This is a genomic window from Draconibacterium sediminis (assembly GCF_000949475.1).
Lineage (GTDB): Bacteria > Bacteroidota > Bacteroidia > Bacteroidales > Prolixibacteraceae > Draconibacterium > Draconibacterium sediminis.
Window position 1 is genome coordinate 397,761 of the sequence record NZ_JRHC01000002.1, and the last position, 17,877, is coordinate 415,637.

At 41.8% G+C, this 17,877-nt stretch carries 19 protein-coding genes; 14 read left to right on the forward strand and 5 right to left on the reverse strand.

Annotation, left to right across the window (positions count from 1 at the left end; genetic code table 11):
- From LH29_RS11555 to LH29_RS11570, 4 genes are all read left to right on the forward strand, one after another.
- On the forward strand, positions 1 to 675 hold the full coding sequence (locus LH29_RS11555; RefSeq protein ID WP_045029819.1) for a hypothetical protein: 675 nt from the start codon (positions 1 to 3) through the stop codon (positions 673 to 675).
- Between the two features lies 1 nt (position 676).
- A complete protein-coding gene (locus LH29_RS11560; RefSeq protein ID WP_052670819.1) occupies positions 677 to 1,912 on the forward strand; it encodes a DUF4857 domain-containing protein in 1,236 nt (411 codons plus the stop codon).
- 70 nt (positions 1,913 to 1,982) lie between these two features.
- Positions 1,983 to 2,825: a 50S ribosomal protein L11 methyltransferase gene (gene prmA, locus LH29_RS11565; RefSeq protein ID WP_045030241.1), complete on the forward strand. Its 843-nt coding sequence runs from the start codon at positions 1,983 to 1,985 to the stop codon at positions 2,823 to 2,825.
- A 103-nt stretch (positions 2,826 to 2,928) separates the two neighbouring features.
- Positions 2,929 to 3,600 (forward strand): phospholipase D-like domain-containing protein, encoded by a 672-nt coding sequence (locus LH29_RS11570; protein ID WP_052670821.1) that lies wholly within the window; start codon positions 2,929 to 2,931, stop codon positions 3,598 to 3,600.
- On the opposite strand, the gene LH29_RS11575 is transcribed toward LH29_RS11570, so the two are convergent.
- Complete coding sequence (locus LH29_RS11575) at positions 3,595 to 4,107, reverse strand: metallophosphoesterase family protein (RefSeq protein ID WP_045029820.1); 513 nt, start codon at positions 4,105 to 4,107, stop codon at positions 3,595 to 3,597. The two genes, LH29_RS11570 and LH29_RS11575, sit on opposite strands and share 6 nt — an antisense overlap.
- 130 nt (positions 4,108 to 4,237) lie before the next feature.
- On the opposite strand from LH29_RS11575, the gene LH29_RS11580 reads away from it, so the two are divergent.
- From LH29_RS11580 to LH29_RS11600, 5 genes are all read left to right on the forward strand, one after another.
- Positions 4,238 to 4,516 (forward strand): putative quinol monooxygenase, encoded by a 279-nt coding sequence (locus tag LH29_RS11580; protein WP_045029821.1) that lies wholly within the window; start codon positions 4,238 to 4,240, stop codon positions 4,514 to 4,516.
- A gap of 59 nt (positions 4,517 to 4,575) precedes the next feature.
- Positions 4,576 to 5,070, forward strand: coding sequence for a SixA phosphatase family protein (locus LH29_RS11585; RefSeq protein WP_052670822.1), 495 nt, complete (start codon positions 4,576 to 4,578; stop codon positions 5,068 to 5,070).
- Between the two features lie 245 nt (positions 5,071 to 5,315).
- Positions 5,316 to 6,626 (forward strand): cytochrome ubiquinol oxidase subunit I, encoded by a 1,311-nt coding sequence (locus LH29_RS11590; RefSeq protein WP_045029822.1) that lies wholly within the window; start codon positions 5,316 to 5,318, stop codon positions 6,624 to 6,626.
- The gene (locus LH29_RS11595) at positions 6,619 to 7,623 is read left to right on the forward strand and encodes a cytochrome d ubiquinol oxidase subunit II (protein WP_045029825.1); all 1,005 of its coding nucleotides are present in this window, start codon (positions 6,619 to 6,621) and stop codon (positions 7,621 to 7,623) included. Before LH29_RS11590 ends, LH29_RS11595 begins: the two co-directional genes overlap by 8 nt.
- A 92-nt stretch (positions 7,624 to 7,715) precedes the next feature.
- Positions 7,716 to 8,417, forward strand: coding sequence for a 16S rRNA (uracil(1498)-N(3))-methyltransferase (locus tag LH29_RS11600; protein WP_045029827.1), 702 nt, complete (start codon positions 7,716 to 7,718; stop codon positions 8,415 to 8,417).
- Positions 8,418 to 8,448: 31 nt separating this feature from the next.
- Here the strand turns inward: LH29_RS11600 and LH29_RS11605 are convergent, their stop codons facing one another.
- Positions 8,449 to 9,042, reverse strand: coding sequence for a nucleotidyltransferase family protein (locus tag LH29_RS11605; RefSeq protein ID WP_045029830.1), 594 nt, complete (start codon positions 9,040 to 9,042; stop codon positions 8,449 to 8,451).
- Positions 9,035 to 10,051 carry an XdhC family protein gene (locus LH29_RS11610; RefSeq protein ID WP_045029833.1) on the reverse strand — a complete coding sequence of 339 codons (1,017 nt, stop codon included), beginning with the start codon at positions 10,049 to 10,051 and terminating at the stop codon, positions 9,035 to 9,037. The genes LH29_RS11605 and LH29_RS11610 overlap by 8 nt, the downstream gene beginning before the upstream one ends.
- A 225-nt stretch (positions 10,052 to 10,276) precedes the next feature.
- Here LH29_RS11610 and LH29_RS11615 point away from each other — a divergent pair, with 225 nt between their 5' ends.
- From LH29_RS11615 to LH29_RS11630, 4 genes are read left to right on the forward strand one after another with little or no spacing between them, the layout of a single operon-like run.
- The gene (locus tag LH29_RS11615; RefSeq protein ID WP_045029835.1) at positions 10,277 to 11,251 is read left to right on the forward strand and encodes a GTP 3',8-cyclase MoaA; all 975 of its coding nucleotides are present in this window, start codon (positions 10,277 to 10,279) and stop codon (positions 11,249 to 11,251) included.
- Between the two features lies 1 nt (position 11,252).
- The gene (locus tag LH29_RS11620) at positions 11,253 to 11,495 is read left to right on the forward strand and encodes a MoaD/ThiS family protein (RefSeq protein ID WP_045029838.1); all 243 of its coding nucleotides are present in this window, start codon (positions 11,253 to 11,255) and stop codon (positions 11,493 to 11,495) included.
- A 10-nt stretch (positions 11,496 to 11,505) separates the two neighbouring features.
- Entirely contained in the window at positions 11,506 to 11,976 is a 471-nt protein-coding gene (locus LH29_RS11625; protein WP_052670824.1) for a molybdenum cofactor biosynthesis protein MoaE, read from the forward strand.
- Positions 11,960 to 12,676, forward strand: a complete 717-nt coding sequence (locus LH29_RS11630) for a HesA/MoeB/ThiF family protein (protein WP_052670826.1) — start codon at positions 11,960 to 11,962, stop codon at positions 12,674 to 12,676. Before LH29_RS11625 ends, LH29_RS11630 begins: the two co-directional genes overlap by 17 nt.
- A gap of 358 nt (positions 12,677 to 13,034) precedes the next feature.
- On the opposite strand, the gene LH29_RS11635 is transcribed toward LH29_RS11630, so the two are convergent.
- Both LH29_RS11635 and LH29_RS11640 read right to left on the reverse strand, forming a co-directional pair.
- On the reverse strand, positions 13,035 to 15,251 hold the full coding sequence (locus LH29_RS11635) for a xanthine dehydrogenase family protein molybdopterin-binding subunit (RefSeq protein ID WP_045029840.1): 2,217 nt from the start codon (positions 15,249 to 15,251) through the stop codon (positions 13,035 to 13,037).
- Between the two features lie 56 nt (positions 15,252 to 15,307).
- A complete protein-coding gene (locus tag LH29_RS11640) occupies positions 15,308 to 15,763 on the reverse strand; it encodes a (2Fe-2S)-binding protein (protein ID WP_045029843.1) in 456 nt (151 codons plus the stop codon).
- A gap of 1,272 nt (positions 15,764 to 17,035) precedes the next feature.
- Between LH29_RS11640 and LH29_RS11645 the strand changes: the two genes are divergently transcribed.
- Positions 17,036 to 17,713: a YiiX family permuted papain-like enzyme gene (locus tag LH29_RS11645; protein ID WP_045029845.1), complete on the forward strand. Its 678-nt coding sequence runs from the start codon at positions 17,036 to 17,038 to the stop codon at positions 17,711 to 17,713.
- Positions 17,714 to 17,877 lie beyond the last annotated feature (164 nt).

Sequence of the window (17,877 nt, forward strand, 5' to 3'; positions counted from 1 at the left end):
ATGTGGAAATCGATTATATACAAAGAATGGCTAAAAATCAGGTGGTTTGCAATTATTTACGCAGCACTTGGTATTTTGGTTGTTGGAAATATTTTTCTGAAAGTCCAGCACGATTTTGAATTCAGCCAGGAGGCTTATTATTGGTATAGTATTCTTTTTAATCAATACCGGTTTTACGAATACAGTTTATTTAAATTTGTTCCGCTTATTGGAGCATTGGCCATTGCCTTAGCCCAGTATTTTCCCGAAACCGTAAACAAACGAATAAAGCTCACTTTTCATTTGCCAATTAACGAAAACAAAGCGCTGATGGTGATGATGTTGTTCGGAGCATTTTGCCTGTTCGCCATCGCTGCAGTTCAGCTTCTGCTGTTTACAGGTTTGAGCCTTGTGTATTTTCCTGCAGAGATTGTTCAATCGGCCTTAATTTCAATCGCTCCCTGGTTTTTATGCGGTTTTGTAGTTTATTTCCTGACTGCATTAATCGTTTTGGAGCCGGTATGGAAATACCGTTTTTTATACCTTTTGGTAACTGCCACTTTTGTGCCTCTCTACCTTCAAACAGCCGCTGCGAGAGCCTACTCTCCTGCCCTTCCGCTGTTAAGTGTATTTACGGTTCTGTTGTCAGTTGCCTTGTGGTTTTCGGGATACCGGTTTAGAAAAGGAGAAATGTAATATGGTAAAAATCAGCAGATATATTTTAGTTTTTACCGCCATTGTTGGGTTGTCGGTTGTGCTGCCACAATTCTACCGGATGGCTTTAGAAAAACCAGGCAGAAATCCATTGATACAATACAGCTGTATCGATCATGACTTTATCATCTTTCGACCGGATGCCGACGATAAATGGACGAACCGTGAAGGAACAAAACTAACACGTGAAGCCTACGAAAAGAAGTTGCCATTCATGTACACACGGCAACTGGTTATGGATAGAACGATGCCCGATTCAATAAATGGAGAGAAAATTAATATCCAACACGCCGGCATATTTCGATCGAACTTTCGGATAACGCCAGATGAAATTCATGCGCCGAAACCCAAACTCTATCCTTTATTCGAATCACAATCGGGCCGTGCAAATCTGGAAATGCCCAACGACTTTTTTCGCATTACCTGGCGCATGGAATTTATCGATGCACAAACAAACAGAATTCTCGAAGACAAAAGCCGGATGTTCTCGGCAGTTTTATATAACCGGGGTTTTCAATTCCCGGCGACATCCATAAACGGTATTCCTACCACCCGAAAATCGTACGACGAAGGTTATCTGGTTATCGATTCTGCCAATCAGCTTTTTCATATAAAAATGGTTAAGGGAGAACCTTTTGTTCGCCAGGTTGAACTTCCAACTGGTATGAAGTTCAAAACCATACAGTGTGTTGATTTTAGCGACAAACTTTATTACGCCTATTTATTTACCGAAAATAATGAGCTGTATGTATTGACTCCATACGATTATATGCTGGAAAAATTTGAGGTTGATGATATCAATCCTGATGCCTACGAAATTCGAATTTACGGCGATTATTTTAATTTTAATGTTATAACAATTGGCAACGGATTTATAAGAACGCAGGTTGTAGACCGCGACCATAACAAGGTTGACGAATATGCTGAAACCCGCCCAACTTATGACATGCGCCCTGAAGGAAAAATTGGACAGTTTCTGTTCCCCGCCGAATTAAAAATGACTGATGACAATTCGAGCTATGTGAATTTCTTTCTAAAAATGAGCAAATTGTATTGGTGGCTTATTTTAAGTCTGGTACTAATTATTGCGCAATACTTCATCATCCGGCAGCGAAAGAAAAATATCAGAACCGAAATTATTGACCTGATGCTTATTGGACTTACCGGAATATTTGGTTTTATCGCCGTAAATATCTTTCCCAATAAATTCATTGATTAAGGAACAGCAAACTTCCAAGAGTAAGCATCAGTGGATGTTTTTTTATACCTTCGCCGCAAATACCAAACAAATGGATTACCAAAAAATAAGTATACAAATCACCCCTTTTCAAGAGTGGTTACGCGATGTTTTAAATGCTCAGCTGGCCGAAATCGGTTTTGATAGTTTTGTGGAAACCGAAACCGGATTCGACGCATTTATTCCTGCAACTTCATACTCCGAAGAAAGTTTGAATGAAGTTCTGGAAGATTTCTCCGGCGATTTTTCTTTTGAAATTCAATCGGAGTTTATCGCCGATCAGAACTGGAATAAAGAGTGGGAAAAGAACTATTTCAAACCACTGATGATTGGCGGCGAATGTCTGATCCGGGCACCTTTTCACACGGAATATCCGGAGGCAAAATACGAAATAGTAATTGAGCCCAACATGGCTTTTGGTACCGGAAACCATGAAACCACAGCGTCAATAATCGCATTGATTTTGCAGAACGATCTCACCGGAAAAACCATTTTGGATATGGGCTGCGGTACGGGAATCCTTGGCATTTTGGCCTCGATGAAAGGTGCCAGGCAAATTACGGCTATCGACATCGACAAATGGTCGTACGAAGGAACACGCGAAAATGCGGCCTTAAATAATATCACCAATATCAATGCAAAACAGGGAGACGCCGGCCTGCTTGGAAACGAGAAGTTTGATTTGATATTTGCCAACATTCATAAAAATGTATTGCTTAACGACATGGAAGCTTATAATGCAGTATTGAATGCTGGCGGAACCCTGATAATGAGTGGCTTTTACACCGAAGACATCAAAGATATTAGAACAAAGGCTGAAAGCCTGGGAATGAAAGATGCCGGTTTTGTGGAGAAAAATAACTGGGTAGCCCATTCGTTTATTAAAAAAGATTGATGAAGATGAAAATAAATTGATTAAAGATTGACTGATTCGTCTTTGTTCTTTAATCAATCTGCTCAATCTCATTCAATCTACTATCAATCTTATAAAACAAACCATGCAAGACCTTTTTAATTACTTTGTGAAACGCTGCGATTCGTTGCATGAAAACGAGGTGCCTAAATCGATTACCGGCAGGTTAAAAAGGCTCAACCGTAAAGACAGGGAGGCTCTAAAAAAGCTGCTTATTGAAAAGGGAAAAGAGCTGGAATTATCCGGTCATAACCAGGTAATTTCGTGGTTGGAAACCAGCCTTAACCTAATTAATGAACATGCATTTCACTTTAACCGGGTATTTTTCAGCCCGGGGAACGACATTAAGAATGAGATTAAAACCCTGCTCGATCACGCCTCACAAACCGTTGACCTGTGTATTTTTACGATTACGGATAATGAGTTGGCGCGTAGGATAATTTCCTGCCATAAACGTGGTGTAATAGTGCGTATCATCACCGACGATGAAAAAATGGAAGATAACGGATCTGAAATAGAAAAACTTGCCGAAGCCGGAATTCCTGTAAAAATCGATCATTCGCATTATCACATGCACAATAAATTTGGCATTATAGATAATAAAATTGCAATAACCGGAAGTTTTAACTGGACTTACACCGCCACCAAACACAACCAGGAAAACATGGTTGCTACCACAAAATTTGAAATTGTAGAACAATACTACAACGAATTTAACCGCCTCTGGAACGAGCTATTCGATTTTAAAGGTTTATAATTTCGGCACCGCTTCGTGCCGTGGTAACTCCCATATTTCAAGATCACGAATTTCTTTCCCGTCGATTACAAAACGCAGAGCGGTACAAACTTTATGAAAGCCTTTGTATCCGGCAGCTCCGGGATTCATATGTAAAAAATTGAGCTTTTTATCAAAGATCACTTTTAAAATATGCGAATGCCCGCTAATAAACAGATCGGGCGAACTGGTGTAAATATCCGGTTTTACATAGCGTTCGTAACGCCCCGGATAACCGCCAATGTGCGTTATCCAAACATCCACCTCCTCGCATTTAAAACGCTGGTGCATCGGGTGAACCACACGAACATCCTGTCCGTCAATGTTGCCGTAAACACCACGTAAAGGTTTAAATTCAGCCAATCGATCTGCAGTTTCAATATTCCCAAAATCGCCCGCATGCCAAATCTCGTCCACCTTATCGAAAAAAGTAAAAATACGCTCGTGAATAAATCCGTGTGTGTCCGATAACAGTCCAATTCGTCTCATTAAAATTTGTCTTATTGCTACAAATTAAGTTAAATTTGTTTTAGACAACTTCTACAGCTTAATAAAAACCGGATTTACCTTTTTATAATTCCGTTTTGGCCGGGAAGATTCACATTATAAAATTAACACGATGATTACAATTGTAGCCAAATTCATAGTACACAAAGGACAGGAATCAGCATTTTTGAAACTCATTGAAGAATTGGGAGAAGCATCGCGCGCGGAGGATGGAAACATTGAATATGTTTTGCATAAAAAAGTGGACGATCCGTCAACCTATTGCCTGATTGAAAAATGGAAAGATCAGGCAGCTATCGATTTTCACAACAATACCCCACATTTTACCGGTACTGTTCCTAAAATTGTTGAATTGGCAGAAGTTAGCATTGACCTTTACGAACCGGTTTAAAAATGGCTAACCAGGCCGCTGCTCCACTCATGTTTAGCATCGGTCTTTAATTTATATATATGAAACAAGTAGTAATCGTACGACATGGCAAAGCTGTACCTTACGGGTACGAAGATGATTTTACGCGCGACCTGCGTGAACGTGGTAAAAACGACGCCAAACTGATAAGTCAGGATCTGAAAAAACAAGGGGTAGTTCCGGATACCATTATCTCCAGTCCTGCCAAACGAGCGTTTAAAACGGCCATGATATTTGCCGAAAACCTCGACTTCAAACGCCAGGATATTATTACTGTTGAAGATATATACGACGGGCTTAGCACGGACGAATTTTTGGAGCTGATACACAAACTACCACCGAGTTCCAATACAGTATTCTTTTTCGGGCATAATCCGGGCTTTTATTACTACGTGTGCAATTTGCTCGAAGAATTTTACAGCGACATGCCAACTTCGTCAACCGTTGGAATAAATTTCGATGTTGAAAGCTGGGAAGAAGTGGAAGCGCGAAGTGGGAAGCTGGCTTTTCATTTGGTTCCACGTATGTTTAAATAGCAGTTTTTATTTTCACTTTTTTAAACTTTAGTTTACTTAAATCACTGAAACTTCCTGTTATTACTTAATTATATTTTCTAAATTAGCACTACTGTTACGTAATTTTTCTATTCTATATTCCAATTAATCAGCATATTGGATCGAATTGCTTATGTAGAATGGAGAAATCGACAAAAAAACTCAAACTACAAGAGGAAATTGTTGTTAGGAATGGCATACAATGTAAACAGAAAATAGAATAAAACATGGATGAATTTTTGGCCGCAAGAATGCAAATGGCCGTTTCGTTAGGATTTCACATCGTATTTGCCTGCATAGGAATGGTAATGCCGTGGTTTATGTTTGTTGCCGAGTGGAAGTGGCTGCGAACAAAAAATCCGGTTTATCTCGACCTGGCAAAAGCCTGGGCAAAAGGTGTGGCAATTTTTTTTGCCGTTGGTGCCGTTTCCGGTACCGTATTATCGTTTGAGTTAGGTATGTTATGGCCCACATTTATGCAACACGCCGGCCCCATTTTCGGGATGCCCTTTTCGTGGGAAGGAACCGCTTTTTTTGTGGAAGCTATTGCCCTCGGATTATTTCTTTATGGCTGGAAACGCCTGAATAAATGGGTTCACCTCTACACCGGAATGGTTGTAGGAATTTCAGGTGTGCTTTCAGGAATTTTTGTGGTTTCGGCCAATGCCTGGATGAATGCTCCGTCGGGTTTCGACTGGATTGACGGGCAAGCTTTTAATATCGATCCGGTGAAGGCGATGTTCAATAAAGCATGGTTCTCGCAGGCGCACCACATGACCATTGCAGCCTTTTCGGCAACAGGATTTGCCGTGGCCGGAGTGCATGCTGTTCTATACATGAAAAACAAGCTGGAGATTCACGCCAAAGCCATAACAATAGCGCTGGCATTCGCCTCAGTTGCTGCAGTTCTGCAACCCATAAGTGGTGACCTCGCCGCTAAGAACGTTGCCAAACTGCAACCGGCAAAACTGGCTGCTTTCGAGTCGCATTTTAAAACAGAGGAAAGAGCGTCTTTAATTATCGGCGGAATTCCTGACGTAGAAAACCGCGAAGTAAAATACGCCATTAAACTACCCGGATTCCTGAGTTTTCTGGCGCACGGCGATTTTAATGCCGAAGTAAAAGGTCTGGAAGAATTTCCGGAAGAAGAATGGCCACCGGTACCGATTACCCACTATTCGTTCCAATTGATGGTTGGGATAGGAATGTTTTTAATGCTGATTGCCGCTCTGTTCTTTGCCGGAACCTACAAATGGAAACACTGGTTTGAAAAGAAATGGTGGCTGCGTTTGCTGGCCATCGCTACCCCGCTTGGGTTTATTGCAGTGGAAGCCGGCTGGGTAGTTACCGAAGTAGGACGCCAGCCGTGGATCATTTACGGCATAATGAAAACGAAAGATTCGTTAACGCCGATGCCGGGTATCCAGTACACTTTTTATACGATTACTGCGGTTTATGTCATACTAACTTTTGTAGTTACCTGGCTGTTGAGCCGCCAAATACAACTATTACAATCAAAATATCTGAAAAATGGCTGAAGCTAATCTCATTATACTGGTTATTTGTTTAATGCTTTATGTATTGCTTGGCGGCGCCGATTTTGGCGGTGGAATTCTCGAGCTTTTATCGAGAGGTAAAGCATCAAAAATTGTGTCGCGTGCCATTGCTCCGGTTTGGGAAGCCAACCATGTATGGCTCATTTTGGTGGTTGTAATCCTGTTTGTTGGATTTCCATCGGTCTATTCCACCGTTCTTACAGCATTGCACATTCCTGTACTGTTGGTGCTGCTTGGTATAATTGCCCGCGGATCAGCGTTTACCTTCCGCCATTACGATATCGACGAAGAACGTCCGAAAGCTATTTATTCGGCCATATTTCGCTACTCCAGTGTTTTCACCACCTTCTTTTTAGGAGTAACCGTTGGAGGACTGATCTTAGGCGAAATAACGATGGATTATCAACTTGGTTTTTACCAGGTATACATCCACCCGTGGTTGAACTGGTTCTCGGTAAGTATGGGCTTATTTATGGTATTGTTATTCGCCTTTCTGGCGGGTATTTTTACCGTTAGCGAAATTGAAGACAAAGACTACATCATCTACTTTACCCGCATGACCAAACGCCTGTTGATCTCGCTGGTGGTTATGGGTGCAATAGTATTTGCCACAGCCAAAGTTGCGGGGCATCCTTTATTAAAAGACTTTATCAACTCGCCCATAAGCGTTGCCTGCATAGTTATCGCCACGTTGGCACTTCCTGCATTCTGGTATTTCCTGAATAAAAACAAGGGCAACTGGCTACGATTAACTGCCGGGCTTCAAACTACACTGATCGTTACCGGATGGTTTGCCATTCAGTTTCCTGTGTTGGTAAAAACAAAAAGTGGTCACGACATAACCATTCAGGCAGCTAAGGCACCTGAACAAGTACAGCTATTCCTGTTAATTGCTTTGATCGTCGGTGTGTTGATCATTTTCCCGGCAATGGGCTACCTGTACAAAACATTTAAGTTTAGCGAAGAACCGGAATCGTAAATTCATCATTCCGGTTTTTCACCACTTTGTTATTTCGAAAAAAATCGACTAAAGATTTTACTAACTTTGGCACTTGAAAAAGTTTTGAATCCATGCAGTTATTTTATGTTCCTACTATTTCAGGTGCCGAAGTTATTTTAGATGAGACCGAATCGAAACATGCAGTTCGTGTACTTCGCTTAAAAGAAGGCGATGAGATTGAGCTCGTAGATGGTAAAGGTGGATTCTACAAAGCAAGAATTCAGAATGCCAATCCGAAAAAATGTCAGCTCAGCATTATTGAATCTCAAACTGAATTTGGCAAAAAGGATTTTCATTTACACATTGCCATTGCACCTACCAAAAATATCGACCGCACAGAATGGTTTCTGGAAAAATGCACCGAAATCGGCATCGACGAGGTCACTCCTCTCCTTTCGGAACATTCGGAACGCAAAGTGATAAAACCCGAGCGTTTGGAAAAGATACTGGTTTCGGCCATGAAACAATCGGTGAAAGCCTACCTGCCCAAATTAAATGAATTAACAAAACTTTCCGACCTTCTGACTCAAGCTACTGAAACCAAAAAATTCATCGCTCATTGTAATGAGGGCGAAAAACCTCATCTAAAAAATGTAGTAAAACCGGGTGAAGAAGTGCTTATTCTAATTGGTCCTGAAGGTGATTTTAGCCCGGAGGAAGTGGAACTGGCTCTGGAAAATGGTTTTGAAGCCATTTCATTGGGAAATGCACGTTTGCGCACAGAGACCGCCGGAGTTGTTGCCTGCCACATTGTAAATCTGGCAAACGACTAACAGGGCAACTATTAAGATCTGAATCTTTTAGCTACTGATCATTCCTGAGTTTTATATATTGTTCCGGAGTATCCATGTCTTCTAAGATATCTCCGCATGGAATAGCTTTTACCTGATGTGTGTAATTCCTGAAGATCGCTTTTGCACCTTGTTTCCCGCTTAATTCTGAGAGTTCATTAAAGTAAAACCGGTCGAATATTACCGGAACGCCCTGCCATCCCGATTCGGCTTGCGAAACGATAATTCGCTGTTTACCCGGTTCGAAATCAGCAAGCAGCGTATTTAAATGATCAGTTGTCATCAAAGGCTGGTCAATCAAAGTAATCAGCACACCATTACATGCAGGAAACTGTTGTTCCACAAATTTAACACCCGCAGCAATGGAAGTTCCCATGCCCTGTTCCCAGTTTTCGTTTATGGTGATTTTAACAGGTATATCTTGTAGAATTGGAATAATATTTTCAGCCTGATTTCCTAAAACCAAAACTACCGGATTGCCTGTGCTCAATAACGTGTTTAACTGGTGTTCAATTAAGCTTTGTTCACCCCAGCGCAATAGTGGTTTTGGCCGCCCCATTCTTGAGGAAGCACCTGCTGCCAGCAATACTATTGGAATATTATTCATGAATTGCACCCATTTTTTCGCGCAAAGCCACGGGTTTTTGCTTACGTACCACGCTTAATATTTCAGCCAGAACAGAGATCGAAATCTCTGCAGCATTTTCAGCTCCGATATTGATACCGGCCGGACCATGGATCTGTTCAATAAATTCCAGCGAAAGATCAGGGACCTGTTCCAGTAACATTGAAATTACTCGCTCCCTGCGGTTTACTGAGCCCAGCAAACCAATATACGCCGGGTTAATATCTTTTAAGGCCATTAAATACTGAACATCCTTATTAAAGCTGTGTGTCATTAAAACCACTGCTGTTTGTTCATCGATGGCAGAAGTGTCGATAGCATCAAACGAAGGAGTGATCAACGCTGCTGCTCCCGGAAAATAATCGCATGATTTCGATTCCTCCGGCGAAGCGACCACTGTGACCTCCCACCCCAGTAATTTTGCGGCCTGACTGAGTTGAACGGCATCATGCTCGGCGCCAAAAATAAAGAGCTGGAATAAAGGTTCGAAAGTTTGTGAGAAACACTTTTGGTTTGCAGTTTCATTTTTTTCAAATTTGGAATTCAACGAGTAGTTGACACCATTAATTTGAAGCACCGAACCTACATCATCGTACTCTCCAACTTCGTTATAAAAAAACGAATCCATCTGAAAAGGTTTTCTGCTTTCCAACTGAATTTCAAAAGCTTTCATAAGTTCTTCCGAAAGAAAAGCGGGTTCAATCAAAACATGAATAATACCCTCGCAGCCAATCCGGTAGCGGCCATCGTAAGTAATAACTTTTGGTTTGTTGGTACGGAAAACACTTTGTGCCTGGCGTTCAATTTCGCTTTCAACACAACCACCGCTAACTGCTCCGACATACTCACCATCCTCACTGATCAGCATTCGAACACCGGGCCTGCGGTATGATGAACCTTCAAGGTCGACCACAGAAACGAATACAGCTTTTTTATCAAGTAGTTGCCACGATTTTAACGTATCAAACAGTAGTTTCAGTTCGTGCGTCATATCAATATCGTTAAAGGTTAGTTTCGTTCGGCAAATTTCAATTCACCTAAATAAAAATACATCAAATATTTATAAACCAAGATTATAACAAGAAAATGATTACTACTGTTCAATAAAATACCAATCTTCGATAGATAATTTCCGACGATATAAAAATTGTCACAATCAAAATACCTATTAGTCTGAATTAACTGAACAAATCAGCAATTTTCAAGTTAAATAGACATGTTGAAAATTGAAGATAAACTGGGCAGAAGATTTGAAAAGCTGAGAATAAGTCTCCTGAACTCGTGTAATTTTTCATGCATTTATTGTGTTGACAATGAGTTTGATGAAAATGCAAACCTTCAACCCGATCAAAACGGCGCTGATAAATCCATTTCGGTTGAAGAATTTACACAGTTAATTCAGGCAGTACACCGCTTAACGGGCCTTAAAAGCGTTCGGTTAACCGGCGGCGAACCTTTGCTTTATTCCAATCTTTACCCACTTATTGAAAACATTAAAAAGCTCGGGATTAACGATATCCGTTTAACCACTAATGCGTTTTTCCTGAAAGAAAATGCCGAAAAACTGGTGAATGCGGGAGTAAATTCAATCAACATTTCGGTGGATGCCATCGACAACAAAACCTTTGGGAAAATCATTCGCCGATCGGATACATCGCGGGTTTTCCAGGGTATTGAAGTAGCTGCTAAGGCAGGATTAAATATAAAACTGAATGCGGTTATCATGCGGGGGAAAAACGATTCGCAAATTGTTCCGCTACTTGATTATGCCACCGAACTGGGGGTAAAAATCCGCTACCTGGAGTTGATGAAAATGGGGCATTTATACCATTCGGAGAACGGACTTTTCTTTCCGGAGAAAGAGATTCTTTCAACGATTCAGGAAAAATACGAAATTGAAGAAATGAAGCGCGAGCATGCATCAACAGCACATTACTGGCGTACTTCAAACGGTGGGGTTTTTGGAATTATCGCCAACGAATCGACACCATTTTGTCACGACTGTAACCGTTTACGATTGGATAGCAACGGCTACTTTTTTGGCTGTCTGAGCAATGCCCACGGCGAAAAACTGATGCCGTATATCGATAACGAACAGCTACTTGCTGAGAAACTAAAAGGATTGCTGTTGCTTAAACAAGCAGTGAAATTCCACGGCAGCGAATTATCAATGAGAAATATAGGAGGCTAAAATGAATAGAAAGATTGTATGTTTTGCGGGTCTGAAGAAGTTCTTTGGCGACGAAACCAGCGTTGAAGTGGCACCAGAAGAAAGTTATGCCAACTTATTGGAAAAACTGGGTGAATTAAACCCGGAAGCAAAAGAGGTACTGACCAGCTGCCGGATTGCGGTGAACGAAAAATTTGTACCACTCGATGAAACGATAAAAGACCAAACCACATTGTTTTTAATTCCTCCGTCAAGCGGAGGATAAATCAATAGATATGAAGCACATTCAAAATACAGCGATTAATTACAGTGAACTGTTTGATGACTTCAGGCATCCGCATAGTGGTGCGGTAGTGCTGTTTAGCGGCGAAGTTCGTGATAATAATAAAGGCCGGGCAGTAACACATTTGGAATACGAAGCCTACGCGCCCATGGCAAATAAAATGATTAGCGAGATTTTGGAAGAAGCAAAATCGCGCTTTAAGCTAAACCAGGCAGCCTGTGTTCATCGTGTTGGGCGTGTTGAGATCAGTGGCTGTGCGGTTGTGGTGATCACCGGCTCAGGCCACCGAAAAGAAGCTTATGATGCCAACCGCTACATTATCGACCGCGTGAAAAATGAAGTCCCCATTTGGAAGCACGAGTTTTTTGCTGACGGCACCAGCGAATGGGGCCAAAACTGCGATTGCGTAAGCAACGATCACCATAATCACCAACATCATCACCATTATGAAAGAGCTGAATAATGAAGACCGGACACGATTTACACGTCATTTTTCCTTATCGGAAATTGGCCTTACCGGCCAGTTAAAACTGAAAAATGCGCGTGTACTGGTAATTGGTGCCGGCGGATTGGGAAGTCCGTTGCTGGTGTATCTGGCAGCTGCCGGAATTGGCAACATCGGCATTGTTGACAATGATGTGGTGAGCACCTCGAACCTGCAACGACAAATACTTTATACCTCCGCAGAAGTGGGACAAAAAAAGGTAGAGATCGCTGCCCGAAAGATAAAGGCCTTGTATCCGGAAATGGAGATTCAGTCCTATGATACAAAACTGGATGAATCCAACGCCGAAGAGCTTTTTCAACAATACGATGTGATTGCCGACTGCACCGATAATTATAAAACCCGGCTGCTGATCGGTTTAAAATCGGCAAGTTTAAACAAACCACTGGCTTTTGCTTCGGTGCTAAATTACGAGGGGCAAATAAGTGTATTTAATTATCAGAACGGACCTGTTTATACCAACCTGTTTCCAATAACCCCAAAAGACGGGATTTACGAGGAAGATGACATTGGCCTTTTAGGTGTGTTACCCGGAATAACAGGAACGCTGCAGGCTAATGAAATCATAAAAATAATTACCGGTTACGGTGAAGTAATCAGCGGAAAACTATTGGTGTTTAATATCCGCGATAACCGGTTTAACCTGTTTCGGTTTTGAGTGAAGATGGAACGCTGATAACGCTGATTTAGCAGATATTCACTGATTTATCTGTAAAGTTTAAAAACAAACCTCAAAACACAAAAGCTACTAAATGAAATATTCGGAAAACGATTGAATCATTTTGAGTATAGATGGAACGCTGATGACGCTGATTTTACAGATACTCACTGATTTATCGATTCTGCTTCTTAAACTTACCTCAATAACTCAAAAGTTTCTAAATGAAAAATTCGGTAAAACAATTGAATCATTTTGAGTATAGGAGGAACGCTGATGACGCGGATTTCAACTGATAATCACAGATAAATCAGCGAAAATCAGTTCGATCAGTGTCATCTGCGTTCTATTCCTAGATCTATCCAATACTGTTTTTCACAAATGGCTGATGGTAATAGCGCTCTCCGTTGGCTTTGTATAATGCGTTGGCCAGCGCTCCCATTACCGGAGGATAAGGTGGTTCGCCCAATCCGGTCGGGTCGATATTGTTTTCCACAAAATGTACTTCTATTTCTTTGGGTGCTTCGCCATGCCTGATCAACCGATACATATCGAAATTGTTTTGTTCCGGCTGGCCTTCACTAAAGGTCAAACCGCTGTACATGGCGTGGCCGATTCCATCCACAATACTTCCTTCCGTCATGTTAACCGCAGCATCGGGATTTACCACAATTCCACAATCAACCGAAGCATATACTTTTTCAATTACCGGCTCTCCATCCTTGTTGGCAATATCCACCACATTTGCCACATACGAATTGTGACAAAAATAAGCGGCAACACCCCGGCTTTTACCTTCGGAGTTGGTATCCCAGCCCGATTTCTCGCGAACCTGTTCCAAAACGCCGGCATAACGGGCTGCATCATAATCGTTGTTGCTGCCCACCGGATTTTCCTGTGCGCGTTTCAGCAAGTCAAGGCGAAACTGAATAGGATCTTTGCCAGCAGCTTCCGCCACCTCATCAAGGAATGACTGTTCGGCTACAGCATTAAAATTGGAGCCTGGAGCACGGAAGGCACCGGTACTTATGTTGGTATCCACTGAAAAACTTTCGGCAAGGTAATTATCAACACTTCCTGCCGGAAAACGGTTGGCATGCAACGGACTGTCGGGGATACCTCCCATTCGAACATGGAAACCTATCAGGTTATTATCGGCATCCAGCGCTGCACGGTATAGGGCATGGTAAGCCGGACGGTAAATTCCGTACGACATATCGTCTTCGCGCGAGTAGATCAACTTTACAGGTGCTTTCACCTTTTGTGAAATAACAGCTGCTTCCACCATAAAGTGGCCATACAGTCGTCGACCGAAACCACCTCCCATACGGGTCATTTGCACATCCACTTTTTCCAATGGCAACCCCAAACGGGCAGCAACCGTTTTCTCCATAAACTCCGGCGTTTGAGTGGGTCCTGCCAACAGCGCAAAATCATCTTTTACGTCGGCAAAAAAGTTCATGGGTTCCATTGGGTTGTGCGCCTGAAATGGAGCAGTATAAGTTCGTTCAATTACTTTGGCAGCCTTTCTAAACGCTTCTTCAGGATTTCCGTCGCGGCGCCGTTCCCTACTTGAGTTGGCTGCTGCTTCTTCCATTTTTTTGTAATGATCGGCAGTGTTTTCAAAACCTACAGGAACACCCTGCGAATTGTCTTCCGCGATAGGTTCCCACTCCACATTTAGCATCAGTTTGGCATTCATCACCTCCCAGGTTGACTTACCGACTACAGCCACTAATTCGGTAAACGATGTTATATCAGACCACTGCCATTCATAGTCGTCGTTATACGTTTTTATGGCAAAAACATCAATTATCCCGGGCATTGCTTTTGCCTCGGTGGCATCAAACGATTTAAGTTTCATTCCAAAAGCCGGCGGATGCTCGATCATGGCAATCACCATTCCTTCGGCTTTATAATCCAGGCCAAACAAAGGTTTTCCGGTAACTATTTTTGGGCCATCCACATTTTTTCTTGAGGTACCTATAATGGTAAAATCCTTTATGTCTTTCAACTCTACCTCTTCAGGAACGGTCAGTTCAGCTGCGGCAGAGGCCATTTCACCATAACCGGCTTCTTTTCCGCTGACCGTATGATACAAAACTCCGGCTTCGGTAGTAATTTCATCCACCGGAACTTTCCATTCGTGGGCAGCAGCCTCGCGTAACATTCTGCGGGCGGTTGCACCGGCCATTCGGAGTCCGTTCCACCCTTGACGGATAGACTGGCTACCTCCTGCCAACTGCCGGGTGAAAATATCTGTGTTCAGCGGCGCCTGTTCTACCATTACAAACTTCCAGTCAACATCCAGTTCATCGGCCACAATCATCGGCATCGATGTTTTTACATTCTGGCCAATTTCAGGATTGGGCGACATAATGGTAACCGCTCCGTTGTTCCCGATCTTTAAAAAACCGTTTAACTCATACCATTCATCGGGCATGGTTAGTTGTTTGGGCGAATCGGTGGTGCAAGCCGGAGCCAGCCAACTAAAAGTCAGCAGTAATCCGCCACCGGCCAATGCCGAGCTTCGTATAAAAGAACGTCTATCGAGTTTTGTTTTAACCGTTGTCATGTGTAATGATTTTAATGTTAGTGAATGCGAAAAGCGTAGTACCTGTGTGGTGCAGATTAAGAATTAGCGGCTGTTTTAATGGCCTTTTTAATCCGTGTGTAGGTTCCGCACCGGCAAATATTACCATGCATGGCCATCTCAATTTCTTCGTCGCTGGGCGATGGATTCGCATTTAATAATCCTGCAGCGTTCATAATTTGTCCGCTTTGGCAGTAACCGCATTGCGGCACATCTTCTTCGATCCAGGCTTTTTGAAGCGGGTGATCCCCGTTTTCCGAAAGCCCTTCGATTGTAGTGATTTCCTTGTCGCCCACCGAGTCGACAAAAGTGATACACGAACGCGTTGCAACCCCGTTAACCAAAATGGTGCACGCCCCACACTGTGCAATTCCACAGCCGAATTTTGTTCCTACTAAATCCAGATGATCTCTGAGTACCCAAAGCATTGGAGTTGACGGATCAACATCCACTTCATGCTGTTTTCCGTTGATGTTTAGATTAAATACTGCCATTTATTTATAGATTTTAAACCATGTTACGAAGCTAAAACAGTAAGATATACAGTTTTTTAGATATTTTACTAACACCCTTTACAACAAAGACTTATCGTAAATGTTCAGGAATAAATAAAGAATTCTGAAAGAGGCCCAGGTTCTGCAATACATGGTTGTTTTGCTGACGTTTATCGTGGCTTGAGTAGTGAGTAATGAGTAGAGTGAAAAAGCAAATACCCGCAACACATTACCCGGATATTTAAAAATAGCATGGTAACGAGTATTTTGAACATTACCCAGCGTACGCCTGCGAAAGCAGTAAATAGAACTCTGGGAAGCTTTCGCAGCACTACGAAAGGACTTTTGAGAACACAGTGGAGCTTTTGTAGCAGCACGAAAGCACTAAATAGAACTATTTGGTGACAGCGTACGCCTGCGAAAGCAGTAAATAGGACTCTGAGAAGCTTTCACAGCACTACGAAAGGATTTTTGAGAACTCGGTGGAGCGTTCGTAGCAGTACGAAAGCACTAAATAGAACTATTTGGTGGTAGCGTACGCCTGCGAAAGCAGTAAATAGTACTCCGGGAAGCTTTCGCAGCACTACGAAAGGACTTTTGAGAACTCGGTGGAGCTTTCGTAGCAGTACGAAATCAGTAAATAGAACTATTTGATGGCAGCGTACGCTCGCGAAAGCAGTAAATAGGACTCCGGGAAGCTTTCGCAGCACTACGAAAGGACTTTTGAGAACTCGGTGGAGCTTTCGTAGCAGTACGAAAGCACTAAATAGTAGTCGGTGAAGCTTTCGCAGTCCTGCGAAAGTTACAAATAGAGCTCCGGGGCACTCTTGCAATCAAACAGTTAGCTATTTTTGTATGACAATAGGCTTTCGGAACTCTGCATGTAGCAGGCCTTTTGGGCTAAAGCCCGGTTCTGCGGGGCTATGCTTAACCCCGGCATTAATGCCGGGGTTAGTGATTCAGTTTCCAGGGTTGGGCTTTAGCCCCCTATGCTACCCCGATTTATTAGAAAGGGTATTCATAGCCAAAGAGATAAACTAAATACAAGGAATTAAAGCACTGTTGTTTTATTTTTTTATTATGCTAACTTTAAGCTCCGAATAAAAACCATAGCCGTTGAATACGCGCCCTGAAATAACAACAGCAAATAACACTTACAAGATTCAATATTGTATACCTAAACCTCGTATAATTTCCTGTATATGGAATTATTGTACGGTTTTCGTGTAGATATAAACTTGTAGTGGCTAAGTTTAAGAAAACGAAGTACCTATGAATAAAACTATACGAAATTCAATAATAATAGTAATTGTGATACTTGGATTAGTATTTGTCGTGATAGTTAAGTTCATTGGACCTTTAATGGCCGATGAAGCAAGACACATTGATGTAACTGATTTATATGATTATGTTGAAGATGGAGATATTATTTTTCAAACATCAAAATCAAGCCAGAGTAAAGCTATTCAAATAGCTACAAATTCAAAATATAGTCATCTCGGAATTATTTATAAGATTGAAGGAAATTGTTTTGTTTACGAAGCTGTCCAGCCAGTTAAGTTGACAGCATTAGAGGAATGGATTGACCGTGGAGAAAAAAGACATTTTGTAATTAAACGACTTAAAAACTCAGATAAAATCCTGACTACTGACATTAAAAATAAAATGAAAACCGAGGGAGAAAAGTATAGAGGAAAGAATTATGATTTGTATTTCGAGTGGTCAGATGATAGAATTTACTGTTCTGAATTGGTATGGAAAATTTATAAAAATGCAGCAAACGTTGAAATCGGGAAACTACAAAGATTAAGCGAATTTAATTTGAAAGATAAGACTGTAATACAGAAACTTAAAGAAAGATATGGAGAAAATATTCCAAAGGATGAAATTGTTATTTCTCCATCAAGCATGTTTGAAAGCGAAAAGTTGACTTCGATTTATATTGAATAATAACCAGGCCACAACAATGTATGAAAACAATAGCCGAGACAGTAGTAAAATCAAGGGTTGCAGCCTGCTTCAACTGCATAGCGGTTTGACAGGAAAAAAGCCCGCAATCTACCACTACTCATACAATTTACCCTTGGCATAATTTTTACAAAGACATTTATGGA